This window comes from Streptomyces sp. NPDC050145 (assembly GCF_044460245.1).
In the GTDB taxonomy this organism is placed as follows: domain Bacteria; phylum Actinomycetota; class Actinomycetes; order Streptomycetales; family Streptomycetaceae; genus Streptomyces.
Genome location: NZ_JBITJS010000001.1, coordinates 303,882 through 326,748, shown reverse-complemented (window position 1 = coordinate 326,748; position 22,867 = coordinate 303,882). Strand labels below are relative to the sequence as shown.

At 73.6% G+C, this 22,867-nt stretch carries 25 protein-coding genes; 11 read left to right on the top strand and 14 right to left on the bottom strand.

Translation table 11 applies throughout. The features are described 5' to 3' along the window. Positions 1-431 precede the first annotated feature (431 nt). The gene (locus ACIBTU_RS01610) at positions 432-944 is read left to right on the top strand and encodes a hypothetical protein (protein WP_399123857.1); all 513 of its coding nucleotides are present in this window, start codon (positions 432-434) and stop codon (positions 942-944) included. A gap of 64 nt (positions 945-1,008) precedes the next feature. On the opposite strand, the gene ACIBTU_RS01605 is transcribed toward ACIBTU_RS01610, so the two are convergent. From ACIBTU_RS01605 to msrA, 3 genes are all read right to left on the bottom strand, one after another. Continuing rightward, positions 1,009-1,791 carry a hypothetical protein gene (locus tag ACIBTU_RS01605; RefSeq protein WP_399123856.1) on the bottom strand — a complete coding sequence of 261 codons (783 nt, stop codon included), beginning with the start codon at positions 1,789-1,791 and terminating at the stop codon, positions 1,009-1,011. A gap of 167 nt (positions 1,792-1,958) precedes the next feature. Beyond that, entirely contained in the window at positions 1,959-3,200 is a 1,242-nt protein-coding gene (locus ACIBTU_RS01600) for an alanine--tRNA ligase-related protein (RefSeq protein ID WP_399123855.1), read from the bottom strand. Between the two features lie 274 nt (positions 3,201-3,474). Beyond that, positions 3,475-3,987 (bottom strand): peptide-methionine (S)-S-oxide reductase MsrA, encoded by a 513-nt coding sequence (msrA, locus tag ACIBTU_RS01595; protein ID WP_399123854.1) that lies wholly within the window; start codon positions 3,985-3,987, stop codon positions 3,475-3,477. A gap of 229 nt (positions 3,988-4,216) precedes the next feature. Here msrA and ACIBTU_RS01590 point away from each other — a divergent pair, with 229 nt between their 5' ends. Beyond that, entirely contained in the window at positions 4,217-5,581 is a 1,365-nt protein-coding gene (locus ACIBTU_RS01590; protein ID WP_399123853.1) for an FAD-dependent oxidoreductase, read from the top strand. A gap of 89 nt (positions 5,582-5,670) precedes the next feature. Here the strand turns inward: ACIBTU_RS01590 and ACIBTU_RS01585 are convergent, their stop codons facing one another. Beyond that, on the bottom strand, positions 5,671-6,318 hold the full coding sequence (locus tag ACIBTU_RS01585) for a hypothetical protein (RefSeq protein WP_399123852.1): 648 nt from the start codon (positions 6,316-6,318) through the stop codon (positions 5,671-5,673). Between the two features lie 147 nt (positions 6,319-6,465). Here ACIBTU_RS01585 and ACIBTU_RS01580 point away from each other — a divergent pair, with 147 nt between their 5' ends. Next, positions 6,466-6,963, top strand: coding sequence for a hypothetical protein (locus ACIBTU_RS01580; protein WP_399123851.1), 498 nt, complete (start codon positions 6,466-6,468; stop codon positions 6,961-6,963). Here ACIBTU_RS01580 and ACIBTU_RS01575 read toward each other — a convergent pair. The 4 genes from ACIBTU_RS01575 to ACIBTU_RS01560 form a co-directional block, all read right to left on the bottom strand. Beyond that, positions 6,884-7,168: a hypothetical protein gene (locus tag ACIBTU_RS01575; protein WP_399123850.1), complete on the bottom strand. Its 285-nt coding sequence runs from the start codon at positions 7,166-7,168 to the stop codon at positions 6,884-6,886. The genes ACIBTU_RS01580 and ACIBTU_RS01575 overlap by 80 nt on opposite strands. Positions 7,169-7,319: 151 nt before the next feature. Beyond that, positions 7,320-8,927, bottom strand: coding sequence for a phosphodiester glycosidase family protein (locus ACIBTU_RS01570; protein WP_399123849.1), 1,608 nt, complete (start codon positions 8,925-8,927; stop codon positions 7,320-7,322). 100 nt (positions 8,928-9,027) lie between these two features. Beyond that, the gene (locus tag ACIBTU_RS01565; RefSeq protein WP_399123848.1) at positions 9,028-9,438 is read right to left on the bottom strand and encodes a hypothetical protein; all 411 of its coding nucleotides are present in this window, start codon (positions 9,436-9,438) and stop codon (positions 9,028-9,030) included. A gap of 65 nt (positions 9,439-9,503) precedes the next feature. Further along, complete coding sequence (locus ACIBTU_RS01560) at positions 9,504-10,352, bottom strand: isocitrate lyase/phosphoenolpyruvate mutase family protein (protein ID WP_399123847.1); 849 nt, start codon at positions 10,350-10,352, stop codon at positions 9,504-9,506. 190 nt (positions 10,353-10,542) lie between these two features. On the opposite strand from ACIBTU_RS01560, the gene ACIBTU_RS01555 reads away from it, so the two are divergent. The 3 genes from ACIBTU_RS01555 to ACIBTU_RS01545 all read left to right on the top strand — a co-directional run bounded on the left by ACIBTU_RS01555 (position 10,543) and on the right by ACIBTU_RS01545 (position 11,989). Continuing rightward, positions 10,543-11,016: a peroxiredoxin gene (locus ACIBTU_RS01555; RefSeq protein ID WP_399123846.1), complete on the top strand. Its 474-nt coding sequence runs from the start codon at positions 10,543-10,545 to the stop codon at positions 11,014-11,016. 246 nt (positions 11,017-11,262) lie between these two features. Beyond that, the gene (locus tag ACIBTU_RS01550; protein ID WP_399123845.1) at positions 11,263-11,391 is read left to right on the top strand and encodes a hypothetical protein; all 129 of its coding nucleotides are present in this window, start codon (positions 11,263-11,265) and stop codon (positions 11,389-11,391) included. Positions 11,392-11,497: 106 nt separating this feature from the next. Beyond that, positions 11,498-11,989 (top strand): HPP family protein, encoded by a 492-nt coding sequence (locus ACIBTU_RS01545; RefSeq protein ID WP_399123844.1) that lies wholly within the window; start codon positions 11,498-11,500, stop codon positions 11,987-11,989. Between the two features lie 7 nt (positions 11,990-11,996). Here the strand turns inward: ACIBTU_RS01545 and ACIBTU_RS01540 are convergent, their stop codons facing one another. The 4 genes from ACIBTU_RS01540 to ACIBTU_RS01525 all read right to left on the bottom strand — a co-directional run bounded on the left by ACIBTU_RS01540 (position 11,997) and on the right by ACIBTU_RS01525 (position 15,898). Continuing rightward, complete coding sequence (locus ACIBTU_RS01540; RefSeq protein WP_399123843.1) at positions 11,997-12,896, bottom strand: hypothetical protein; 900 nt, start codon at positions 12,894-12,896, stop codon at positions 11,997-11,999. After that, the gene (locus ACIBTU_RS01535; RefSeq protein ID WP_399123842.1) at positions 12,893-13,915 is read right to left on the bottom strand and encodes an SPFH domain-containing protein; all 1,023 of its coding nucleotides are present in this window, start codon (positions 13,913-13,915) and stop codon (positions 12,893-12,895) included. The genes ACIBTU_RS01540 and ACIBTU_RS01535 overlap by 4 nt, the downstream gene beginning before the upstream one ends. 146 nt (positions 13,916-14,061) lie before the next feature. Then, a complete protein-coding gene (locus tag ACIBTU_RS01530; protein ID WP_399123841.1) occupies positions 14,062-14,529 on the bottom strand; it encodes a RidA family protein in 468 nt (155 codons plus the stop codon). A 43-nt stretch (positions 14,530-14,572) separates the two neighbouring features. After that, positions 14,573-15,898: a lipase family protein gene (locus ACIBTU_RS01525; protein ID WP_399123840.1), complete on the bottom strand. Its 1,326-nt coding sequence runs from the start codon at positions 15,896-15,898 to the stop codon at positions 14,573-14,575. Positions 15,899-16,078: 180 nt separating this feature from the next. On the opposite strand from ACIBTU_RS01525, the gene ACIBTU_RS01520 reads away from it, so the two are divergent. After that, positions 16,079-16,600 (top strand): hypothetical protein, encoded by a 522-nt coding sequence (locus tag ACIBTU_RS01520; protein ID WP_399123839.1) that lies wholly within the window; start codon positions 16,079-16,081, stop codon positions 16,598-16,600. Positions 16,601-16,642: 42 nt separating this feature from the next. Here the strand turns inward: ACIBTU_RS01520 and ACIBTU_RS01515 are convergent, their stop codons facing one another. After that, positions 16,643-17,125, bottom strand: a complete 483-nt coding sequence (locus ACIBTU_RS01515) for a GNAT family N-acetyltransferase (RefSeq protein WP_399123838.1) — start codon at positions 17,123-17,125, stop codon at positions 16,643-16,645. Between the two features lie 152 nt (positions 17,126-17,277). On the opposite strand from ACIBTU_RS01515, the gene ACIBTU_RS01510 reads away from it, so the two are divergent. The 3 genes from ACIBTU_RS01510 (at position 17,278) to ACIBTU_RS01500 (ending at position 20,222) form a co-directional block, all read left to right on the top strand. Continuing rightward, a complete protein-coding gene (locus tag ACIBTU_RS01510) occupies positions 17,278-17,439 on the top strand; it encodes a hypothetical protein (RefSeq protein WP_399123837.1) in 162 nt (53 codons plus the stop codon). A gap of 186 nt (positions 17,440-17,625) precedes the next feature. Beyond that, entirely contained in the window at positions 17,626-18,501 is an 876-nt protein-coding gene (locus ACIBTU_RS01505; protein ID WP_399123836.1) for an SGNH/GDSL hydrolase family protein, read from the top strand. Positions 18,502-18,587: 86 nt separating this feature from the next. After that, positions 18,588-20,222 (top strand): penicillin-binding transpeptidase domain-containing protein, encoded by a 1,635-nt coding sequence (locus ACIBTU_RS01500; RefSeq protein ID WP_399123835.1) that lies wholly within the window; start codon positions 18,588-18,590, stop codon positions 20,220-20,222. Positions 20,223-20,244: 22 nt separating this feature from the next. Here the strand turns inward: ACIBTU_RS01500 and ACIBTU_RS01495 are convergent, their stop codons facing one another. Further along, positions 20,245-20,445, bottom strand: coding sequence for a hypothetical protein (locus ACIBTU_RS01495; RefSeq protein WP_188335215.1), 201 nt, complete (start codon positions 20,443-20,445; stop codon positions 20,245-20,247). Positions 20,446-20,551: 106 nt separating this feature from the next. Here ACIBTU_RS01495 and ACIBTU_RS01490 point away from each other — a divergent pair, with 106 nt between their 5' ends. Then, a complete protein-coding gene (locus tag ACIBTU_RS01490; protein WP_399123834.1) occupies positions 20,552-22,843 on the top strand; it encodes an FUSC family protein in 2,292 nt (763 codons plus the stop codon). The last annotated feature ends 24 nt before the right edge of the window (positions 22,844-22,867 follow it).

The window sequence follows — 22,867 nt, the reverse complement described above, 5'->3', positions numbered from 1 at the left end:
GGGAGGAAGTGACGGGGGCGAAGTGGCCGGAATCGAGGCGCGGTTCGGGAGGGGCCGCTGTGGCGGACGTCCCCCGAAACGGTTCCGGCCCCCGACTCGACCTGATCCCGGCGGTGTTCGCGCCCCGTGTGAACCGTGCGCACACCCCGATCACTCACGCACCCTCGCCGTGGCCGGAATTGCGCGGTGCACTGAGCTCATGCACCGCACCACACGGCCTCGTGGAGTGGTGCCGGGGCCGCTGTCCTCCCCTCTCGCCCCGGCGGCCCCCAGCGCGCCCCGGGGCGCTGCGCGGGCTTCGGTTCCCAGCCGCCGGAGTCCGTCGGTCCATCCGGCCCCGGGCGCGCGCCCCGCACGGGCGAAGCGGCACCTCCCCGGACAAACCGGCGTTCACGCTGTCCGACCGCAGGGGTGTGACGTACGGTCAACTCATGGACGGGGCCCAGTGGTTAGCCGCCTGTCATGCGCAGCCTGAAAAGGCCTTCGCGCAGTGGGAGCAGGCACCTTTTCTCGCCCGGCTGCCGGCCGGTCGCCGCTTCGACGCGCTACGGGTGCACCAGCCCCTCGGGCTGACCGTCCTGTGGGAGCTCGGCGACGACGCCGGCAAGGTGCCGGTCCTGGAGGAGCACGCGCCACCGCGTCCGGTGTTCTACATCCTGACCCAGCCCGGCAGCGCGGACGACTGGCCGCAGACGCAGGACGACGCCGTGCTCCTGGGCGCCGGCACGGAGCTGTCCGTACCGTCCCCGCACGCCGACGACATCACCGGCGTGCAGCAGCACACGTACATGTGGCGGGTGCCGCCGGACGGCAGCGGCCGGCTCGCCGATCCCGACGTGCTGCGGGCGGCGCTGGACCTCGCCCGCGACACCGACCGGCAGGCGGCCAGGATCCGCGCGGCCCGTTCGGTGTTCTACGGCGCCAAGCACGCCCGGCAGAAGTAGGAACGCGTGTGCCCGCGGCCGGACGAGGGGTCCGGCCACGGGCACATGCCCTCGCGGGCTCCGCTCAGTGCGCGCGGCGCTTCGCCGGGCGGGCGATCCGCAGGCAGACGGCACCGGCGGCGACGCAGGCCGCCGCGATCCCGGCGAGCACGTACAGCCCTTTCTCGCTACCGGACTCGGCGAGCTCCGGCGGCTTCGGGTGGCCCGTCGGCGGGGTCGTCGTCCCGGGAGGCGTCGTGACCGGAGGGTGGGTCACCGGCGGGTGCGTCACGGGAGGAGTCGTGACCGGCGGGTGCGTCACCGGAGGCGTCGTCACCGGCGGGGTGGTGACCGGCGGGTGCGTCACCGGAGGGTGCGTCACCGGAGGGGTGGTGACCGGAGGATGCGTCACCGGGGGATGCGTCACCGGGGGCGTCGTGACCGGCGGGTGCGTCACGGGCGGGGTGGTGACCGGAGGATGGGTCACCGGCGGGTGCGTCACGGGGGGCGAGGTCGGCGGGGTCTCCTCGCCGTAGCCCGAAGGCCCCTCGTCCTCGCCGCCCTTCGGCCCCTGCTCGTCGCCACCCTTGGGCCCGTGCTCGTCATGACCCTTGGGGCCCTGCTCGTCGCCACCCTTGGGGCCGTGTTCGTCATGGCCCTTCGGGCCCTCCGACGCGCCGTAACCCGAAGGCCCTTCCTGCGCGTCGCCGTCATCCCCGTATCCCGGGACGTCCAGCCCCGGAACGGCACCCTGCACCACGGACGGCGCCTGCGCCTGCCCGGACGCCGCCGGGTGCGGCGCGTCCGAGGCGGCCACGGCGTTGGCCGTCCAGCACCCCAGCGCCAGCAGGGGTCCCGCCCCTGCCACGATGATTCCTCGAGCGGACGGCTTCATCCGCACCACCTCCATGTCTGATGGTTCTTCACATGGAAGGATGAACAGACAAATCGGCCATTACGGGGCAACACGCCGCCAGAACCGTCCGCCGTCACTCACTTGGCCTCCACGATCTTCACGAGATCCACACGAGAGGCTCACTGGTCGCGCAGGCTCACCACCAGGTCCCGGGGCAGGCCGTGCGTGTCGTGGAGGTACCGGAAGTCCTCGTCGTCCAGCGGCCCCTGGAAACGGGGGCGGGCCAGGACGCGCCGGCCGCGCTCGAGCAGCCCCCGGAAGCGTCGCTCCTCGTCGGCCAGCAACTGCCGTACGGCGTCGGGCTCCGGGCCCCCGTCCTGGCGGAAGTGGTCCTGGGTGTGCCGGACCAGGCCGGGGGGCAGGTCGCCCAGGCTGCGCGAGGGGTCGCCGCGCCACAGGACGGTGAGCGTGCGGCGCAGCAGCCTGCGCAGCACGTAGCCGCGGCCGGTGTGGGAGGGGCGGACGCCGTCGCCGAGGATGACGACGGCGGAGCGCAGGTGGTCGCAGACGAGGCGCAGGTCGGACTCGTCGAGCGGCCACAGCGTCGGGACCAGCCGGCGCCACGGGTCGAAGACGTCGCACTCGAACACGGAGGTCCGGCCCTGCAGCAGGCTGGTGAGGCGTTCCAGGCCGAGGCCGGTGTCGACGTTGCGCTGCGGCAGCGGGACGAGGGAGCCGTCGTCGAGGCGGCGGTGCCGCATCATCACGTGGTTCCAGATCTCGACCCAGCGGTCGTCCTGGGTGGGGGTGGAGCGTGGCGGGGTGTCGCCGGTCCACAGGAAGATCTCGGAGTCGGGCCCGCAGGGGCCGACCGGTCCGTTGGACCACCAGTTGTCGTCGACGGTGAGCTCCACGGGCACGCCGCGTTCCTGCCAGAGCTCGAGGGAGTCCGTGTCCGGGCCGACCTGTTCGTCGCCGCCGAAGACGGTGGCGTGCAGTCGGCCGGGGTCGATGCCGAAGCCCTCGGTGAGCAGGTCGTAGCCCCATTCGAGGCTCTGGCGCCCCTCGTAGTCGCCGAGCGACCAGCTGCCGAGCATCTCGAAGACGGTGAGGTGGGTGCGGTCGCCGACCTCGTCGAGGTCGGTGGTGCGCAGACAGCGCTGGACGTTGACCAGGCGCCGGCCGAGCGGATGCGGGCGCCCCTCCAGGTACGGGGTGAGGGGGTGCATGCCCGAGGTGGTGAAGAGCACCGGGTCGCCGGGCGGGGGCAGCAGGGTCGAGCCGGTGATGCGGCGGTGTCCGCGGTCCTCGAAGTACTCGACGAAGGTCCGTACGACCGTGTCGGTGTCGACGCCGGCACCTGTGGTGGTCCTCGTGCCCGTTCGCGTGTCGGTGCCGGTGTTCGTGGACTCGCTGTTCATGGGGTGTCTCCTGTGCGTCCGCGTGACCGTGGGGTCGGCGCGTCGGGGGCGGAGGCGCCGGACGGCGGGCCGCGCGGTCGTCACAGGGTGGAAGCCATCAGGGGCACCACAGAGAAACACCGGCGGACCGTGTCCGGTCGCCGGTGGGAAGGTGGAACGTCAGGCGGCGGCAACCGGCGAGCTGGTCGCTCGCGCGGTCGCGGTGCTGCTGCGATGGATGACGTTCATGAGTCGACGGTAACGCGTCCCGCCGACCGGGTCACCCGAATTTCTCTCAGGCCTGCGCGCGCCGGGGCAGCTTCCAGTTCGGGCGCGGGAAGTGGCAGGTGTATCCCTCGGGGTAGCGCTCCAGGTAGTCCTGGTGCTCGGGCTCGGCCTCCCAGAAGTCCCCGAGCGGCTCGACCTCGGTGACGACCTTGCCGGGCCACAGGCCGCTGGCGTCCACGTCGGCGATGGTGTCGACGGCGGTCGCGCGCTGGGCGTCGTCCGCGAAGTAGATCGCCGAGCGGTAGCTGCGGCCCAGGTCGTTGCCCTGGCGGTCGCGGGTGCTCGGGTCGTGGATCTGGAAGAAGAACTCCAGCAGGTCGCGGTAGGCGGTGGCCGACGGGTCGTAGACGATCTCGATGGCCTCGGCGTGGTCGCCGTGGTTGCGGTACGTCGCGTTCGGAGTGTCACCGCCGGTGTAGCCGACGCGGGTGGAGAGCACTCCGGGCAGCCTCCGGATCAGGTCCTGCATCCCCCAGAAGCATCCGCCCGCCAGTACGGCCTTCTCGGTTTCCTTGGTCATGCGACGCTCCCTGTACTACGTGGCACGGCTGACCTTCAGCCCCGCCCGGACGTGTGCAACAGCGGCACCGTACGGTCTATGCCCGAAGACCGCAGGCACCCAAGCCAGGCTATGGCATCTCATAACCTTCCCTTATGACCCCATAGACGGGACCCGCCTGCCAACTAAGGCTTGCCTTACTTTAAGATCTCCTCGAGTACCCCCTGGACCACTCGAAGGGAACCTGAACATGCCCCGCCCCCTGAGGGTCGCCATCGTCGGAGCCGGCCCCGCCGGCATCTACGCCGCAGACGCGCTGCTCAAGTCCGCCGCGGCCGCCGAGCCGGGGGTGTCCATCGACCTCTTCGAGCGCATGCCGGCCCCCTTCGGCCTGATCCGCTACGGCGTCGCCCCCGACCACCCCCGCATCAAGGGCATCGTCACCGCCCTGCACCAGGTCCTCGACAAGCCGCAGGTCCGCCTCTTCGGCAACGTGAACTACGGCACCGACGTCCACCTGGACGACCTGCGCTCGTTCTACGACGCCGTGGTCTTCTCGACCGGCGCCATGTTCGACCGCGAGCTGAAGATCCCCGGCGTCGACCTGGACGGCTCCTTCGGCGCCGCCGACTTCGCCTCCTGGTACGACGGCCACCCGGACGTGCCCCGCACCTGGGACCTGTCGGCCGAGAAGGTCGCCGTCCTCGGCGTCGGCAACGTCGCCCTCGACGTCGCCCGTATCCTCGCGAAGACCGCCGAGGAACTGCTGCCGACCGAGATCCCGGCCAACGTCCACGACGGGCTCAAGGCCAACAAGGCCGTGGAGATCCACGTCTTCGGCCGCCGCGGACCGGCCCAGGCCAAGTTCAGCCCCATGGAGCTGCGCGAGCTGGACCACTCCCCCACCATCGAGGTCATCGTCAACCCCGAGGACATCGACTACGACGAGGGCTCGATCGCGGAGCGCCGCAAGAACAAGCAGACCGACATGGTCGCCAAGACGCTGGAGAACTGGGCGATCCGCGACGTCGGCGACCGCCCGCACAAGCTCTTCCTGCACTTCTTCGAGTCCCCGGTCGAGATCCTCGGCGAGGACGGACAGGTCGTCGGCCTGCGCACCGAGCGCACCGAGCTGGACGGCACGGGCAACGTCAAGGGCACCGGCCGCACGACCGACTGGGACGTCACGTCCGTCTACCGCGCCGTCGGCTACCTCTCCGACGAGCTGCCCAAGCTGCCGTGGGACGTCACCACCGGCACCGTCCCCGACGAGGGCGGCCGCGTCATCGAGGAGAGCGGCGCGCACCTGTCGTCGACGTACGTCACCGGCTGGATCCGGCGCGGCCCCGTGGGCCTGATCGGGCACACCAAGGGCGACGCCAACGAGACGATCGCCAACCTGCTCGAGGACCACGCCGAAGGCCGCCTCCAGACGCCGTCCACCCCGGCCCCCGAGGCAGTCGAGGCCTTCCTCGGCGAGCGCGGCGTGCGCTACACGACGTGGGAGGGCTGGTACAAGCTCGACGCCGCCGAGAAGGCGCTCGGCGAGCCGCAGGGCCGCGAGCGCGTGAAGATCGTCGAGCGCGACGAGATGCTGGACGCGAGCGGCGCCTGATCCGCCACCGCCAGTCCGTACGGTGCGAGCCGCCGGCCCCGGGACCTCCGGAGCCGGCGGCTCGCCCGCGTGACGGCACCTGAACCGGCTCAGCCGGACCGCCGGGGCCGCTGGCCCACGCCCCGGCACACCAGGCAGACGTTGTCGCCGTGGCAGTCCGGGCAGCCGGAGCGGTAGCCGGTGTAGGAGCCGCTGCGCAGGAAGACGATGCGGCCCTCGCAGGTGGGGCACCGGCCGAGCCCCTCGCACTCGGGACACAGCTCGTGCCCCCGGCTCACGGTCCGCGCGGTGACGACGGGTTCCGGGCTCACCCAGGTGTACAGCCGGGTCACGGGGGTGCGGCCGTATAGGTCGACGGCCCGGGCCGACAGCCGGAACTGGATCTCGAAGCCGTCCCGGGTGCCGGAGACGATCGCGGCGTACCGCGTCCGGACGCTCTCGGGTTCCCCCGCCCCGCTCCCCGTCGTCCAGCCCGCAGCCGCCAGGACGGAACCGACCCGTTCCGGGAACCCGGAGTCCGGCCCGAGAGCCTCCGCCGGGAGAGGAAGGCGCCCGGACAGGGACTGGTAACGGCCGTCCGGTGTCCAGGGATCGTCGGTCCACAGGTCGTCGAAACCGCTGAGGCCGGGCGCCGATCCGGGAACCAGCTCGGACGCGAACCGCTCCATGTGCCGGGCCAACTCCTCCACCGAGCGGCGCAGTTCCTGCCGCGCCCCGGCGATCTCCTTCTCGGGCATCCGCCCCGCCCTCCCCGTACGTCGTCGGCGCTACGCCGCGATTCTGCCCCGGACGGCGCGGGCGGTAAGCGGGGGGTTAAGGTGACAGACACTGTAGTTGCATTCTGAACTTATTTTTCCGCCCCGTGCACCTGCCCTGGAGGCGCCGTGCCTCACGTCACCGTCGACTACTCGCCCGGGCTCGCCGGCGCCTTCGACCGGCGCGCCTTCGCCGCCGCGCTGCACGCGCTGGTGGTGGAGGCCGCGGGCTCCCAGGGGACGTGCAAGGTCTTCTTCCGCGCGGCCACGGAGACGTACGTGATGGGGAGCGGAGCCGAGGACACCCCGGTCGCGCACGTGGAGGTGGCGCTGCTGCCCGGCCGCAGCGAGGGGACGCTCGCGCGGCTGTCGGCGAAGGTGCTGGAGCTGCTGCGCACCCACCTGGGTCCGGGGACGGGCCCGGGGGACGGGGCCGAGGCTGGGGTCGGAATCGGGGTCGGCGGTGTCGTGTGTTCGGTGGAGGTCAGGCCGCTCGCCGCGTACAGCCTGTACCCGACCCGGCTGACGTCGCGGGCCGGGGCGGCGCTCAGGTCGTGGACCCGCAGCGGCCGCAGGTCCCGAGCCAGCGGCGCAGCGCGTGATGCACGCTGTCGGGCAGGGCGCTGAGCCGGTCGATCGCCTCGGTGTCGCCGGGCGAGGGGGCGACTCCGGCCGCGGTGAGCAGGGCGTGCAGGTCGAGGCGGCGCAGGTCGCGCGGGTCGACGTGGCAGGGCAGCCGGTCGGCCGGGTTCGGCGGGGGCAGCAGCCAGTCGCCGGCCGGCGGGGCGTCGTACGTCAGCAGGTCGTCGGGGTGCGTCGTGATCGTCTGCATGCCGCTCTCCTCGGTGGGGTGAGCCGTTCCTGTCCCTCCCCGAGAGGCGCTCGGGGCGCCGCGCGGTTGCGGCGCCGGCCGAGGTTCACACGATGGACGCAATCCACGGATAGTCGGACGACTCCGGCGGCGCCCACCGTCGGTACTCCGCTCAGGGAAGGATCAACAGGGCGTCTCCCACCGGCCGTTCACCGGTCGCGTCGGAGGGTTTGTTGATCACGGCGTCGTCCACGACCATCGTGGTCGAGCCGCCCCCGTCGAGGTTCACGGCGTCGCGTAGGCCGAGGCTCCGTGCCACGGCCGCGCTCTCGGGGATCGACAGTCCGAGCGCGTCGGTCGCCCGGCCGTCGGCGGTAACGAGGACGGTGCGTCCGGCGGCGTCGACCCCGGCGAGGGTGCGCGGGTTCCGCTTGTGGACCCAGCCGTAGTAGAAGCTCGGGTTGCCCGGCTGGACCATGCCGTCGGCCGCGGGGGTGACGTGCGGGCGTCCGTCCCGTACGAGTTCGGGCCCGCCGTTGAGCACGCTGGTGTCGGGGGCGGGCGTGACCTTGCGGCCGTCCTCGTCGCGCAGGTCGCCGCGCACCGCGAGGTGCCGCCCCACGGTCGCGAGCCCTTCCAGGTCGTCGACGAGGTCTCCGGTGGCCTGGACCGAGCTGCCGCCGGCCGGGAGCGGACCGCCGCGCGGCGTCCGCACCTCGACGACCTTGCCCATAGGGTCGAGGACCGCCTCCGCCCCGTCACCGGCTGGGGTGCGGGCGCCGAACTCGGGGGTGAAGGCGACGAGTTCGTCCGGGTCGGCGCAGGTGACGTCGTGCAGCGGGAGCGCGGTGGGGGTGTCGTCGGCGGTGCCGCCGCAGTTGCGGATCAGGCCCGGGACGCGGTCGACCCCGTCCAGCGGGAGCGAGCCGTGCGGGCCGGCCACCCGGCCCTTCCAGGACAGGCGGCTGATCTCCCCGTGCCGGGCGTCCTCGCGGAACACGAACCCGGGCCGCCCGCGCACCGGTTCGCTCAGCAGCCGTCCGTCGTAGACGCCGATGCCGGCCGGATCGCCGGGTGCGCCCGCGCGCGGGTCGAGGACGAAGAAGCCCGCGTTCACGGCCGCGGTGGCTCCGGCGTCGGCGGCCAGTTCGCTGGTCGTCTCGCGCTGCTCCACGTCGGGTCCGTACGAGGCTTTCAACGTGCCCCGGAAACGGTGCGGGTCGATGGTGAGGACGTCGACGCGCCAGGGTCCCCGGTCACGCGCCTCCCCGTCCCACCCGGTGTAGACGGCGGAGCCCGTGTACCCGGCGGCGCGCAGCCGGGTCCGTACGGAGTCGGCGCCGGTCCGGGCGTCGAAGGTCCCGACGCGGACGCGCCAGCCGAGGCTGCCGCCCGCGTAGTCGGCGACCGCCTCGGTGACGACCTGCTCGGCGCGTGCGTCGAAGCCGTCCGCGCGCAGCCGGGCGACCAACTGGTCGGCGCTGGCCCGGTCGTTGAGGGCGCTGGGCGGGGCGTCGGGGTCGGGCGAGCCCGGGCCGCCGGGGATGGAGACCTCCACGGTCCACGGCAGTGCGGGGGCGTCGGCGCCGCGCACGATACGGGTGAGGGTGACGCCGGGCTGGAGCGTGCGGGTGGTCCGGGTCTCGGTCAGGCCCGGGGCGCCGAGCGGCAGGCCCCGATCGCGGTCGGTCCGGGGCGCGGACGCGGCGGGCGCGACCAGGCCTCCGACCACCGCCAGCGCCGAGATCACCGTGCACGCGCCGAGCAGTCGTCTGTTCACGTCTCCCCCTCCGTCGGAACGCGGCCCCGGCACACGGTGCGTGGCCCGACCGTCCCGCGTCAAGGAGTGCGCGACGTGAGGCTCCGTCACGGGGTGACGTTCAGCTCGGGTCGTCCGGCGGGCTCAGGCGGCGGTAGGCGGCGCGGGCGTGGAGGATGCGGGCCGTGGCCGTGCCGAGGACCGTGGCGGTCAGGAGGCAGGCCATCCAGCCGGGGTCGCGGTGGCCGGCCCAGGAGAGTTCGCCCGCGGGTTCGGTGCCGAGGACGTTGAGGCAGATCCAGCACAGGAGGGCGGTTCCCGGGGCCGCCCCGAAGCGGCCGCGGCTGCCCAGCAGGGCGGCGAGCAGGGAGACGGTGACCAGGGCGACGCCGGTGCGGTCGAGCATCCCGCACACGTCGAGGAGGACGACCAGCGCGAACGCGCCCGCGTAGGCGAAGGTCCAGATCAGCGGGGTCGCCCAGGGGTCGGGGACCTGCCGGGCGCCTCGGCTCATCCATCGCCACTCCACCATCGCCGGCTCCCTCCCGCGCACCCCGTCGTTCAGGGCCCGGCACGGCCGGCGCCCCCGCCGGAACGCTACCCCTGGGCGTCGCGGGCGTCCGCGCCGGGCCCTGCCGTGAGCAGGGCGTTCAGGTCCCCGAAGTCGAGCGCGCCGGCGAGCGGTCCGTAGCCGCCGGTGCCGAGGAGTTCGAGCGTGGCCCGGTGGGCGGCCGTGTACGCGGCCTGCGCGACGCCCGAGCCGAGGCTGACCCTGGCCACACCGGCCCGGCCCAGTTCGGCGACGGTGGGGGCGCCCGCTCCGGCCATGGCGTTGAGCGGTACGGGAATCTTCGACGCGAGAGTGGTGAGGACGTCGAGGTCGACGACTCCGGGCACGAAGACGCCGTCGGCGCCCGCGTCCACGTACTGCCGGGCCCGGTCCAGGGTGTCGGCGAGCCGGTCCGCCTCCGGGCCGAGTCCGAAGAGGTAGGTGTCGACGCGGGCGTTGACGAACAGGTCGAGGCCTTCCGCGTCGGCGGCGGCGCGGGCCGCGCGGATGCGTGCGGCGAGTTCGGCGGGCGGGCGGGTGCCGTCCTCGATGTTGATGCCGACGGCTCCGGCCGTGAGCACCTGCCGCACGGTCTCGCCGGCCTCCGCGGCGTCGGCGCCGTACCCGCTCTCGATGTCCACGGTGACCGGGACGGTGACGGCGGCGGTGACCCGGCGGATCGTGCCGAGGGCGTCCTCGCGGCTCAGCGCGTCCCCGTCCGGGCGGCCGAGCGACCAGGCGATCCCGGCGCTCGTGGTGGCGATCGCGGGTGCGCCGGCGGCCTCGACGACGCGGGCGGAGGCGACGTCCCAGGCGTTGGCGAGGGCGAGCGGGCGGGCGGCGGTGTGCAGGGCGCGGAAGCGGCGGGCGAGCTCGTCGTGCGGGGTGGTGGTCATACGGGGAGTGAAGCACCGGGGCGGGGCGGGGTTCTGGCAGGAATCCGACATCGACGTGAAGCGAGGGTGACGCGGGAGGCGAGGTCTCCCGCGGCCGCCGGGCCCCGCCCCTGATCCCTCTCCATACCGGCGAGTACGATCGCGCTCGTCCCGTAGAACCGCGCCCGACCCCCGAACCGTGGAGTGTGCCGTGCCCACAGCCAACCGGATCCAAGTCGGTTCCGTCGTCCCGGACTTCGAGCTGCCCGACGCGACCGGGACGCCGACGACGCTGTCCTCGCTGCTGGCGGACGGGCCGGTCGTGCTGTTCTTCTACCCGGCCGCGATGACGCCGGGCTGCACCACCGAGGCCTGCCACTTCCGCGATCTGGCGGCCGAGTTCGCCGAGGTGGGCGCCCGGCCGGTCGGGATCAGCTCCGACGCGGTCGAGCGGCAGGCCGAGTTCGCGGGGCGCCACACGCTGGGCTTCCCGCTGCTCTCCGACCCGGAGGGCGTGGTGCGCGGGCAGTTCGGCGTGGCACGCGGCTTCGGCCCGCTGCCCACGAAGCGGGCGACGTTCGTGATCGGCACGGACCGCCGCGTCCTGGAGGTCGTGCGCAGCGAGTTCCGGATGAGCGCGCACGCGGACCGGGCGCTGGAGGTCCTGCGCTCGGCGGCCCGCTAGAAGGCGCCTCGCCGGTCGTCACCACCGGCACCGCGGCGTGGGTGACCGCCTCCGGCCTGCGCGCTTCCCTCTGCGCCCCATCCAGCGCCTCGGGATCCAGGGAGACACGGAAGACGTCGCCCTCCAGGACGGCTTCGCGCACACAGCCGTAGGCGGTCCCCTGTCCCGGCGGCGAGGGCCGTGAATCGGAACGTCATGAAGCGGTTCTATCAACGACGGCCAGCGGCTCCCGAGGTGAGTCTGGGGGTGGCGGACAGCGAGATCGAGGCCGTCCTCGCGGCGCCTGCCGAGGATGTCGCCCGGTTCCGGGAGGTCCTCGCCCGGGTGCTGGCCTACGGGCGCGCCGAGGCCCGGCCGACGCGCGTAACCCTCTGATCCGGGCGGCGCCCTGAAGGGCGCTGATCACCATATGGATACTTGAACCCTCATTCAACGTTTTGTTTATGATCGACGGACCCCAGCCGCCCGACCGGAGTCCCGCATGCCCACGCCGCCCCTGCCCGCCGCGCCTCGTCCGCACCCCCTGCACGTACTGCGGACCACCGCCTTCGCGATCGGCGCCCTGCTCGTGCTCGTCGGGGTCGGGGTCCTGCTCCACCAGCCGCTGCTGATCCCGCCGCTGGCGGCGAGCGCCGCGCTGGTGCACGGCGCTCCCGGTCTGCCGATCTCGCAGCCGCGCAACATCATCTGCGGCCAATTGCTCTCCGCCGCCATTGGCTTCGGCACGCTCGCCGTCATGGGCAGCAACGGCTGGGCCGCGGCCGTCGCCGCCGGTCTCTCGCTCGGCGCGATGATGCTCACCCACACCTCGCACTCCCCCGCCGTGGCCACCACGGTCATCGTGGTGCTCCAGGCGCCGCACCCCTTGCCGTTCCTCCCGCTCCTGGCGCTCGGCACCGCCCTCCTCGTCGCCATCGGACTGCTCCCCGGCCGCGTCGGCGCCCACCCGGTGCGCTACCCGCTGACCTGGTGAACCCCGTTCAGACGAGCAGCCTGAGCCGGTCCGCGCAGCGGCCCACCCGGACGGTCTGACCCCAGGTCAGGCCGAGCGCGTCACTCTCCACGCCGTCGCCGAAGGCGATGAGCCGCTCGGACTCCACGGTCAGACTCAGCCGGGCGGCGGCCCGCAGTTCGCCCCCGTTCAGGCGCGTCCCGGTGGCCGGCGAGGGCCAGGCCTCGCGGACGTACCACAGGAGGCGGTCGTCGGTCGGCGCCGGCAGCGCGAGGCCGCTGCCGCGCTCCTGCCACACCGAGCGGATCCAGCCCGTGGCCCCCGTGCCGGTGCCGACCAGCACCCCGGAGGAGGCCTGGGCCTCGACGACACCCCCGTCGGCCTCGAGGCCCAGGCGGTAGCGGGCGGTCTGGTGACCGGCGGAGCCCACGTAGATCTCGTTGAGCGCGACCAGGCGCTGGCCGTCGTCCGTGACGGCCTCGACCATGGTCAGCTCGTCCACCCCGGCACCGGACGCGAGCGCGGCCGGCAGCAGCCGGGACACGTCCGCGGGCCGGTGCCGGACGAGCACGCCCGGGTTGCGGCCCGGCTCGGCGTCCACACCCACCACGGGCCGCCCGACCACGTACTTCGCCGCGTTGGCGACCAGCCCGTCCTGACCGACGACCACCACGACGTCCTCCGGCGCGAACAGGAAACGGTCCAGGTCGGCCCGCTCCACGCGGGCCTGGCGCCAGTTCAGCGGCACGGCCGCGGCCGCCTCGGCGAGGGCCCGGTGCGCCCGGTGGTGCCGCTCCGCGATCTCCTCGATGGCTCGGCCCCGGCTGCTCAGGAAGAACGCGGCCTGGCCGTGGGTGCCGTGGTGGGCGACCAGTTCCTCGTACTCGGTGGTGCGGTGGACGAGGACGGCGCGCGGGGCGAGGCTCATGCCGGCCGGCCGCCGTCCGCGCCCTGTCCGGCGCCGAGCTTGGCCAGCAGCCCGGTCAGCACGTCCGGAGACACGGTGAGGCTGTCGATGCGCGGCAGGTTCTCGGCGAGCCGGGTGCCGGTGAGCGCGTGCAGGGTGGCCGCGTCGGTGTCGGCGTGCACCCGCAGCCACGCCGCCTGCGCCTGGGCGCGGGCCTCGCCGATCTCGCGGGCACCCTCGGCCTCGGCGCGGGCCAGCCGGACGGAGCGCTCGGCCTCCGCGGTGGCGCGTACGGCGTCGGCGGCGGCCTGCTCCTCGGCCTCGCGGCGGGCGTTGGTGCCGCGCTGCTCGACGAGCTGCTCCTCCCGGCGGGCGAGTTCGATCCGGCTCGCCAGCTCGTTCTCGGCGATGGTCCGCTCGCGCTCGACGGCCACGGCGCGGCGTTCGTACGTGGCCCGGTCGGCCTCCTGCTGGATCCGCTCGCGGGCCGGGGTGCGCAGCGCGCGCTCGACCTCGGGCTCGGGGCGCAGCGCCATGACGCGGACGGCGACGACCTCGATGCCGGAGGCGGGCAGCCGGGGTTCGGCGGCGAGCCCGGCCGCGACCCGCTCCCGTACGGCCGTGACGCCGTCGGTCACTGCGGACTCCAGCGGGGTGCGCGCGAGGACGTCGAGCGCGTGCTGCTGTGCGGTCTCCGTCAGGAGGGTGGAGAGCTGCTCCAGCGGAGCCCCGCGCCAGACGCCGGTGTCCGGGTCGACGGAGAAGTCGAGGTGCTCGGCGGCGACGGCCGGGTCGGCGATCCGGTAGGTGAGCGTGGCCTGGACGGCGATGTCCTGGAAGTCGGCGGTGCGGCCGTGGAAGGTCATCGCCAGTTCCCGGTCGTCGACCGGCACTTCGGAGAGGGCGGCGACCAGCGGGCGGAACCAGAAGCTCACCCCGGCGCCGTCGTGGGCGAGCCGGCCGCCGCGGTGGTGACGGATGTGGGCGGTCGGCGTGCCCCGCAGATGGCGCCAGCCGAAGCGCTTGGTGATGTCGGCCATGACGAAAGCTCCCCTCGTTCGAGTCAGCACGACGTCGAGTCGGCAGGACTTCAGGTCGGCACGGCGTCGAGCCGGCACGACTTCAAGTCGAACTGACTTTAAATCCGGGGAGTCTTTTTCGTCAAGGCGACCAAAAAAGGGAGCGGTCAGGAGACAGGGGCGTCGACGACGGCCGCGACGGCTTCCACCTCCACCAACTGGTCGGCGTAGCCCAGCACCGTGACGCCCATCAGCGTGCTGGGCACGTCGTGATCGCCGAAGGCGTCCCGTACGACCTGCCATGCGGCGACGAGATCCTCCTGCCGCGTCGTGGCGACCAGGACACGGGTGCTGATGACGTCCTCCAATGCCGCGTCCGCGGCGGCGAGCGCGGTCCGCAGGTTCGCGACGCAGCGCGCCGCCTGGCCCGCGTAGTCACCGACGGCCACGGTCGAGCCGTCGTCGTCCAGCGGGCAGGACCCGGCGAGGAACACGAGCCGCGCCTCGGCCGGAGCCGTCGCGGCGTAGGCGTACTCGGCGACGTCGGACAGGGCGTCGGAACGGATGAGCGTGACGGAGCGGGCCACGGCGGCAGGTCCCTTCGATCGGCGGAGCGGGGCGGAAAACCCGGTCATGCTGACACAGGACCCGCCCCGGACTCCCCCGAATTTCCCCGCGTCAGGGCTTCCAGGGCAGCGTCGAGCAGTTCGTCCCCGCGGGCTTCCCGGCGAGCCGGTCGGTGAGCCAGTCGACCGCGGGCCCCTGGTCGGTCAGGAGTGGCGCGAAGTGGTTGATCAGCGCCCGGCCGACGCCCGGCAGCACCACCGGCTTGTACGTGACCTGGGCTCCGCGCCCGCACCAGTCGACGGCCAACTGCCGGGCCTGGCCGTGCGGGACGAGGTCGTCGCTCACCCCGGTCGCGACCCGCACCGGACTCGCGGGCCGCAGCTTGCCGATGCGCTGCTCGGCGAGGAAGGCCTGGAGCCGCGGTTCGGCCTGGATGATCTGCGCGAGCGACTTCCCGTCGTTCGTCCACGAGGAACTGCGCTGCGACGAGTAGGAGAAGATCGCGTCGCCGACGCACATGGTCGACAGGTCCTTCAGGGCGGCCGCCCCCTTGGCGCCGAGGTGAGCCTCGGCGATCGGCCGCAGTTCGGGGTCGGACTGGAGGAAGCCGTTGAGCGACCAGCCGAGCGCGCCGACGAGGTCGGTGCCGTCGATGGCCTTCGTCGTCTCGGTGAGGTCGGCGGGCGGCGCTCCCGCGTACGTGCCGGAGAGCCGGACGTCCGGGGCGTACGCGGGCTGGAGTTCGGCGGCGGCCGCGGTGGCGCCGCCGCCCTGGCTGTAGCCGAACAGGCCCACGGGTGAGTCCTTCGTGACCGTGGCCTGCTTCAGGGAGCGGGCGGCGCGCACGGCGTCGAGCACGGCGTGCGCCTCGTCGAGCCGGTTGACGTAGGTGTGCAGCCGGTCGGTGGCGCCCAGGCCGATGTAGTCGGTGACGACGACGGCGACACCCTTGGCGAGCAGCCGGTAGATCGCGAGGTCCTCGTAACCGACGGACACGGTCTGCCCGTTGAGCCGCAGCGGATGCTCCAGGCCCATCGACGCCGCGCACTGGTCGCCCTGGCCCATGGTGCCGGGGGCGAGCGCGACGAGCGGGCGGGGGCCGGTGCCGCGCCAGCGGGCGGCGGGCTCGATGTAGGCGCCGGTGACGGCGGCGGGCCGTCCGGAGGCGTCCGTGGTCTTGTACATGAGCCGGGTCGCGGTCCCGGGCAGCGGGCCGCGCAGGGTCGGCAGGCTGAGGGCGAGCGGCAGCGGCTCGGTGCGGATCACGGCGCCGTCGGCGGCGGGGAGCGCGGCGGGCGGGTCGTAGAACGCGGGGATCGGGACCCCGCGCGAGACCTCCCCGGACGCGCCGGACGCGGCCGCGGCGGGCAGGGCCTGGGCGCCGAGGCAGGCGGCGGCGGTGACGGCTGCGGCCAGCAGACGGGTGGGGGCGGGCATGGCGTACCTCCTGGGTACGGGCCGGAAGGCGGGCAGGCCGACAGGGCGCGGAAAGCCGATGGCACCGGCTCCCCACGCGTCGCCGGACGCTATCGGCCCGGGAGTTACCGCCGGTAGCGGTCCGCTGGTTACGGTTGAGTAACTTGCGGGCGTGGGGCGCGGCCGTCCTAGATTGCGGACATGACCGAGGGGACGGCGCCAAAGATCACGGCGCAGGAGCGGGCCGGCGTACTGGGCGAGCGGCTCAAGGAGCGCATCTACGCGTCACTGACCCTGCTGGCCGTGCTGGTGGGCCTCGCCCAGAACGGGCACGCCTCCCACCTCGGCGCGGCGGCCTCGGTCGCCGTCACCGCGCTCGGCCTGTGGCTGGCCACGCTGGTCGCCGACATGCAGGCCCATCCGGTGGCGCACGGCCGGATGCCCCGGCTCGCGGAGATCCGGCACACGCTCTTCGTCTCCAGCCCCCTGCTGACCAGCGCCGTCGGCCCGCTGCTGCTGATCGGCCTGTCCGCGCTGGGCGCCCTGCACCTGACGACGGCCCTGTGGATCGCGGTCGGCAGCGAGGTGGCGTCCCTGGCGGCGTGGGGCTGCGCGGGCGGCCTGCGCACGGGCGCGGGTCCGCTCGGCGCGGTGGTCGTGGGCGCGCTCAACGCGGTGATCGGCGCGGGCGTGGTCGCGGTGAAACTGCTCGCCGGTCATTGAGCGCCCGGACTCGGAGCACCCGGCCGTCGAGCGCCTCGGGCCTCAGAGCACCCGATGCATCACGTGCAGCCCGACCCGTCCGTGGCGCGGGTGGTCGAAGGCGTCCGGGACCGTGCCCAGGACCGTGAAGCCCAGCGAGGTCCACAGACGTACGGCCGGGTTCGTCTCCACGACCGCGTTGAAGACCATCGCCCGGAAGCCGTCCGCCTTCGCCTCGGCCAGGACATGCTCGGCGAGCGCCCGCCCGTAGCCGTGTCCGGACCGCTCGGGGTCCACCATGAACCCGGCGTTCGCGACGTCCGCCGCGGGCCCGCCGTAGTTGGCCTTGACGTACGCGGAGGCGACGACCGCCCCGGCGTCGTCCTCCACCACGAACACCCGCCGGCCCGACCCCGTCCACAGCGTGCGGGCCTCGGCCTCGCCGGTGTCGGGGTCCCAGGTGTACGTCTCGCCGGCGGCGACGATCTTCCGCCAGAAGGGCCAGATCCGCTCCCAGTCCTCCGCGCGGGCATCCCTGATCAGCATGATCCGAGTCTCGCACGGCTTCCTGGACAACTCGTCAGTAATGGACCCCCGCTCACGCGCGGGCCCGCGCGCCCGCATAAGGTCCCTGTCTGTCCCCCTCTCGTCCCCCGCCCCAGGGGACCTGAAGATCCACACCAACAGGAGTTCACACCGTGCCCGCACCCTCCAGCTCCCCTGCCCCCATCTACGACCAGCTCGTGGACGAGCAGGGCGACGTGCTCGCCGACGTCCGTTCGGCGGCCCGGGAGACCGAGCGCACCGCCGAGAACGTCCTCGACTTCGCCCGCCCCGCGCCGGGAGAGCACGTGCGCTGAGCTGCGGCACCCTTTTACGGGCGGGCAGGGCCTCATCGGCCCCACCCGCCCGTTTGTCATGTCCGTGCACGCCTATTGACTCGTTTTCGAACTCGTCGGTAGCTTCAACTTCAGCGCGCTGGAACCCCCTGTTCTCACACGGAACTTGGCCTGTGGGCCGAGCCGCATTCGTTCGAAGGAGTTCAGATGGCGATCCGCGCGTTCGGCGGCCGTGTCGCGGCCGTGGCGGCCACGGCCGGCGCAGCCCTCGTCACCCTCGGCGGGCCGGCCCATGCCACCGGGCAGCCCCTCCCCTACGTCGCCCTCGGCGACAGCTACAGCGCCGCGTCCGGGGTGCTGCCCCTGGACCCCTCGGCGAGCCCGCTGTGCGCCCGGTCCACGGCGAACTACCCCCACGTGATCGCCGCGCGCACCGGCGCCGCACTCAAGGACGCGACCTGCGGCGGGGCGCAGACCAAGGACTTCGCCGGGTCCCAGTACCCGGGCGTGGCCCCGCAGCTGGACGCGCTCTCCGACGACACCCGCCTGGTGACACTGACGATCGGCGGCAACGACAACAACACGTTCATCAACACGATCCTGGCCTGTGCCTCCGCCGGGATCGCCACGGCCGGGCAGGGCGACCCGTGCCGCACCCTGTACGGCGACAGCTTCGCCAAGGACATCGACGGCAAGACGTACCCGGCGGTGAAGGCCGCGCTGGAGGCGGTGCGCAACAAGGCGCCGAAGGCGCGCGTCGCGGTGCTCGGCTACCCGTGGATCATGCCGGCGAAGGCCCAGGCGGGCTGCTTCCTCAAGATGCCGATCGCCTCCGGCGACGTCCCGTACGTGCGGGACATCCAGACGCACCTGAACGAGGCGGTGCGCCGGGCCGCCGCCGAGACCGGGTCCACGTACGTCGACCTGGGCACGGCCTCCGAGGGGCACGACGCGTGCCAGTCGAGCGGCACCCGCTGGGTGGAGCCCGCGCTGTTCGGCACCAACTTCGTGCCCGTGCACCCCAACGCGCGGGGCGAGGCCGCGATGGCCGACCTGACCACGGACGCGCTGGGCCTGCGCTGACCTGAACGGCGCAGTCCGACAGGGACACGCCTCGGCAGCCTGCCTACGGTGGCCTCGGGGCGTGGAACGACGAGGTCGGAGGGCCCGTGGGCGGCGAGCGGCACACCAGGCGCAGGAAGACATGGCTCGCGGGAGCGGCGGCGCTCGCCCTCGCCGGGGCGGGCACGGCGGCCTGGGCGGTGGTCTCGCCCGGCGAGGAGGCACCCCGCACCGGCCCGCTGTCCGCCGCCGAGGTCCGCTCGGCCGCCGCCGGGTTCCTGGACGCGTGGGCCGACGGGGACGCCGGCCGCGCCGCGTCCCGCACCGACGACGAGAAGGCCTCGAAGGCCGCGCTGCGCGACTACCTCGACGGGGCACGCCTCTCCCCGGTGACGATCCGGCCCGGCGCGGCGCGCGGCACCCGGGTCCCCTACGCCGTGCGCGCCGAGTTCCGCTACGACGGGGCGCGGGCGCCGCTCCGTTACGAGGACGCGCTGACCGTGGTGCGGCGGGCCGGGGACGGGAAGGCGGTCGTGCGCTGGGCGCCGTCGGTGCTGCATCCTCGGCTGGACGCGGGCGAGCGGCTCTCGGTGCGGGACACGGGCCCCGCACCGGTGCGGGCGACGGACCGCGACGGCAAGGCGTTCGACGCCGGGGACTTCCCCTCGCTCGCGCCGGTGACGGCCGGTCTCGGCCGGACGTACGGCAAGGCCGTGGGCGGGCGGCCCGGGCTCGAACTGCGGGTGGTGCCGGACGGCGGGGCGGGCGGGGACGCCGAGCCGCCCTCCGGCGAGACGCTGCTCTCGGTCGCCGAGGGGCGGCCCGGGAAGGTGCGGACCACCATCGACCGCCGGGTGCAGCAGGCGGCCGAGGAGGAGGTGGCCAAGCGCGCGGACGCCTCGATCGTCGTCCTGAGGCCGTCGACCGGCGAGGTGCTGGCGGTCGCCAACTCCCGCGCCGACGGGCCGAACACCGCGCTGGAGGGGCGGCTCGCGCCCGGCTCCACGATGAAGATGATCACGGCGTCGCTGCTCCTGGAGAAGAAGCTGGCCACGCCGGACGCGCCGCACCCGTGCCCGAAGAACGCCTCCTACGGCGGCTGGACCTTCCACAACGTCGACGACTTCGAGATCCCGGGCGGCACGTTCCGGGCCGACTTCGCGGCGTCCTGCAACACCGCGTTCATCACGCAGGCCGGCAAGCTCGCGGACGACGATCTGCCCCGCCAGGCCCGTGAGGTGTTCGGCATCGGTACCCGCTGGTCGGTCGGGGTCGACGCGTTCGACGGGTCGGTGCCGGTGCAGCACGCCGCGTCGAAGGCGGCCGCGCTGATCGGTCAGGGCGAGGTGCGGATGAACCCGCTGACGATGGCGTCGGTGATCTCCACCGCGCGCACCGGTACGTTCCGCCAGCCGTACCTCGTCGCGCCGTCCGTCGACCACCGCGCGCTCGCGAAGGCCACGCGCACCCTCGACCGCACGGCCCACCGGAGGCTGCGGGACCTGCTGCACACGACGGCGGCCTCCGGCTCGGCCGCCGGGTCCATGGCCGGGCTCTCCGGGGACATCGGCGCGAAGACCGGCTCGGCGGAGGTCGTCGGGCAGGAGGACCCCAACGGCTGGTTCGCCGCCTGGCACGGCGACCTCGCCGCGGCCGCGGTGATGCAGCGCGGCGGCCGGGGCGGCGAGTCGTCGGGACCGCTCGTGGCGGCCGTCCTGAAGGCGGTCGACGAGAAGGGATAGTGCGGGACGGCGAGACGAAGGCTCAGTGCGGGACGGCGAAGAAGAGCACGGCGGCCAGGCCCAGCGCCCCGCACAGTGAGGCGGCCAGCGCGATGCTGACGCCCTTGGCCACGACCGCGGTCGTGTCACCCCCTTCCTGAACGCTGCGCCGCATCGCCCACACCGCCTCGGCGAGCAGGGCGACTCCGACGACTCCACTCAGCATCACCACTACATCGATCATGTGCTGATCGTCCGATGCGACCGCGCCGGGCGGGCGCAACCGGTGGGCGCGTCCCGCCCGGTTCCGACCGAACGGCCGCACGTCGGAACCGCTTCCGTGGGCTCGTATGCTCGGAGGCGGCACGACGGATCGATCTTGGAGTGACACGGTGGCGCGACGGCCGACCCTCAAGGGAACCTGGGACCGCATCGTGGCGTCCGACCCCGGTCTGCTCCGGCTGATGGCCGGACTGCGGACCGTCGCCGCGATCGGCCTCGCGCTCGCCGTGCTCGCGCTCATCGGCATGAGCGTGACGCAGATGGTCGTGGGAGCCATGACCGCGATGGTGAGCACGTTCGCGATCCGCGAGAAGACCGTCCGCGGACAGGCCGTCACGCTCGCGCTCGGACTGCCGGTCGCGCTCGTGGCGATATCCCTGGGCGCGGTCCTCAACCACCGCGTTGTCGCGGGCGATCTCTTCTTCATCGCGCTGATCTTCGGCGCGGTCTACTCCCGGCGCTTCGGCGACCGGGGCACCGCGCTCGGCCTGATCGGCTTCCAGGTGTACTTCGTTTCCCTGTTCGTCGGCGCGGGCACCGGCCAACTGCCGCCTCTGTACGGAGTCCTGGCGATCTCCTTCGCGTGCAGCGCCGTGGCCCGCTTCGCGCTGGTGCCGGAGACCCCGCAGCGGGTACTCGGCCGGCTGCGCGAGGCGTTCCGGGCCCGGCTCGGGCAGCTGGTCACGGCGCAGACGCGGCTGCTGGACGCGCCGCCCGAGGAGCTCGACGACGTCCTGGACGACCTGCGCCGGCACACGGCCCGGCTGCACGAGTCGGCGCTGATGATCCAGGGCCGCCTGGAGGACGGCACCCGCGACGAGGCGGCGGCCGCGCTCGTGCAACGCCGTGTCGCGGACGCGGAGGTCGCGGCCGAGCGGCTCGGGATGCTGCTCCTGAACGCCCGCAGCGCGGACCGCGCCGACACCCTGACCCTCCATCTGCCGGGCGCGCCCGTGCCCGCCACCGGCCGGCTGCTGCGCCGCGAGGACGAGGCGACGGCGACGCTCCGCCGCGATCTGGGCGCCCTGCACCTGATGGTGATCCGCCCCGCGGAGTCCAACCGGGGCACGGCCGTCGCCCAGATCCGCAACCGCCTGCTCGGCTACCGCGACGAGGAGCGCATCCCGCCGGGCGCCACCCTCGCCGTGCAGGACGTGTTCCGCGGCATCGGTGAGGCGGCCCGCGCCGTGCTCGGTCTGCGGCTCGCGCTGGACGGCCCGCAGGACGAGTCGGACGACTCCCCCGCGACGACCCGTTCGCGCGAGGAGTTCGACGCGGAGGACGTGTCGATCTCGGTGGAGAAGGAGGTCGCCGAGGAGGCGGAGGAGGAGCCGTCGGGGCTGCGCCGTCCGACGACCCGCGCCGCGTTCCAGGTCGCGGTGGGCTCCTCGCTCGCCATCGTCGGCGGCGAGTTCCTGTCCACGCAGCGCTGGTACTGGGCGGTGCTCACCTGCTGGGTCGTGTTCCTGAACACCGCGTCCACGGGCGAGATCGTGGTCAAGGGCTACCGGCGGCTGCTCGGCACGGTGCTCGGCGTCGTCGCCGGTGTGGGGCTCGCGGGCGTGGTCGGGAACCACACGTGGATCGCGTTCGGCCTCGTCCTGCTCTGCGTGTTCGCCATGTTCTTCACCGCCCCGCTGTCGTACGCGCTGATGTCGTTCTTCGTGACGGCGATGCTCGGCCTGCTCTACACCCTGCTCAACACCTACAGCGTCGACGTGCTCGTGCTGCGCATCGAGGAGACGGCGCTCGGCGCGGCCTGCGGGATCATCGCCGCGATGCTGGTCCTCCCGGTGCGCACGGACAGCCGTACGGACGAGCAGCTGGCCACGGTCCTGGAGCGGCTCGGCGACGTGGTGGCGGGCGCGGTGGAGCAGCTGAGCGGCGGGCCCGCGGCCGATCTCCTCGACAAGGCGCGGGACCTGGACACGGCGCTCGACGACCTGCGGGCGTCCACGCAGCCGCTGACGCATCCGATCACGCCGCTGCGCGAGCGCCGCCAGACGGCCCGCTATCTGGTGGCGCTGCTGGAGACCTCGGCGTACCACGCGCGTTCCCTCGCGGCGACGGCCGAGCTCGTGCCGTACAGCAAGCGGGTCGGGGCCGATCCCCGGCTCGGGCGTGCGGCGCGGCGCATCGCACACAACATCGACGTGCTGGTCGCGCACGTGACGGAGGCCGACAGGGACGGCCGCGTGGAGTCGGGCGCGAGCATCGCGGCGATGCTGGAGACGGACGGTCTGGGCGTGCCGGCCGCGAACACCGTGACGTTCCGCGTGCTGCGGCATCTGCAGCGCCTCGACGAGGGCATCACGGGTCTGGCCCGGCCGCTGGACGTTCCCGTGGGCCCGCGTGCGTGACGGGAGTTGATGATTGACTGGCTC

Coding starts and splice junctions, on each gene's coding strand:
- msrA (WP_399123854.1), bottom strand. CDS start 3,987: ATGACCAAGGAAACCGAGAAGGCCGTACTGGCGGGCGGATGCTTCTGG.
- ACIBTU_RS01520 (WP_399123839.1), top strand. CDS start 16,079: ATGACCGAGGGGACGGCGCCAAAGATCACGGCGCAGGAGCGGGCCGGC.
- ACIBTU_RS01610 (WP_399123857.1), top strand. CDS start 432: ATGGACGGGGCCCAGTGGTTAGCCGCCTGTCATGCGCAGCCTGAAAAG.
- ACIBTU_RS01585 (WP_399123852.1), bottom strand. CDS start 6,318: ATGCCCGAGAAGGAGATCGCCGGGGCGCGGCAGGAACTGCGCCGCTCG.
- ACIBTU_RS01560 (WP_399123847.1), bottom strand. CDS start 10,352: ATGACCACCACCCCGCACGACGAGCTCGCCCGCCGCTTCCGCGCCCTG.
- ACIBTU_RS01575 (WP_399123850.1), bottom strand. CDS start 7,168: ATGCAGACGATCACGACGCACCCCGACGACCTGCTGACGTACGACGCC.
- ACIBTU_RS01590 (WP_399123853.1), top strand. CDS start 4,217: ATGCCCCGCCCCCTGAGGGTCGCCATCGTCGGAGCCGGCCCCGCCGGC.
- ACIBTU_RS01535 (WP_399123842.1), bottom strand. CDS start 13,915: ATGGCCGACATCACCAAGCGCTTCGGCTGGCGCCATCTGCGGGGCACG.
- ACIBTU_RS01545 (WP_399123844.1), top strand. CDS start 11,498: ATGCCCACGCCGCCCCTGCCCGCCGCGCCTCGTCCGCACCCCCTGCAC.
- ACIBTU_RS01495 (WP_188335215.1), bottom strand. CDS start 20,445: ATGATCGATGTAGTGGTGATGCTGAGTGGAGTCGTCGGAGTCGCCCTG.
- ACIBTU_RS01490 (WP_399123834.1), top strand. CDS start 20,552: ATGCTCGGAGGCGGCACGACGGATCGATCTTGGAGTGACACGGTGGCG.
- ACIBTU_RS01600 (WP_399123855.1), bottom strand. CDS start 3,200: ATGAACAGCGAGTCCACGAACACCGGCACCGACACGCGAACGGGCACG.
- ACIBTU_RS01540 (WP_399123843.1), bottom strand. CDS start 12,896: ATGAGCCTCGCCCCGCGCGCCGTCCTCGTCCACCGCACCACCGAGTAC.
- ACIBTU_RS01530 (WP_399123841.1), bottom strand. CDS start 14,529: ATGACCGGGTTTTCCGCCCCGCTCCGCCGATCGAAGGGACCTGCCGCC.
- ACIBTU_RS01505 (WP_399123836.1), top strand. CDS start 17,626: ATGGCGATCCGCGCGTTCGGCGGCCGTGTCGCGGCCGTGGCGGCCACG.
- ACIBTU_RS01515 (WP_399123838.1), bottom strand. CDS start 17,125: ATGCTGATCAGGGATGCCCGCGCGGAGGACTGGGAGCGGATCTGGCCC.
- ACIBTU_RS01525 (WP_399123840.1), bottom strand. CDS start 15,898: ATGCCCGCCCCCACCCGTCTGCTGGCCGCAGCCGTCACCGCCGCCGCC.
- ACIBTU_RS01565 (WP_399123848.1), bottom strand. CDS start 9,438: ATGGTGGAGTGGCGATGGATGAGCCGAGGCGCCCGGCAGGTCCCCGAC.